Annotated in this window: 1 protein-coding gene; it reads right to left on the reverse strand. The window is 71.0% G+C overall.

Translation table 11 applies throughout. The annotated features are described in order from the left end of the window. Positions 1–241, reverse strand: a 241-nt coding sequence (locus RRF55_RS27700; protein ID WP_439419255.1) for an alpha/beta-hydrolase family protein, incomplete at both ends; no start/stop codon positions are given.

Raw genomic sequence — 241 nt, forward strand, 5'->3', positions numbered from 1 at the left:
GACGCTGGCCACATCGCCGCGGTAGAGATATTCGATGCCGTCGATGCCGGACGGGTCGACCCAACCGGTGCCGGTCGGAGTGATGATGATCAGCGCCTTGCGCTCGAAGCCGCCGACGCGCTTGAGTTCTTCCAGCGCCAGCTGGGCGCGCTCTTCGGGCGTGTCGCCGGTGGGCAGGCCCGCGTACACGCGCAGCGGCGCCTTGGCGCCGGGACCGGCGTAGGCGGCGAGTTCGTCGGCG

It is taken from the genome of Klebsiella sp. K47 (assembly GCF_051858335.1).
GTDB classification, from domain to species: Bacteria; Pseudomonadota; Gammaproteobacteria; order Enterobacterales; family Enterobacteriaceae; genus Klebsiella; species Klebsiella pneumoniae.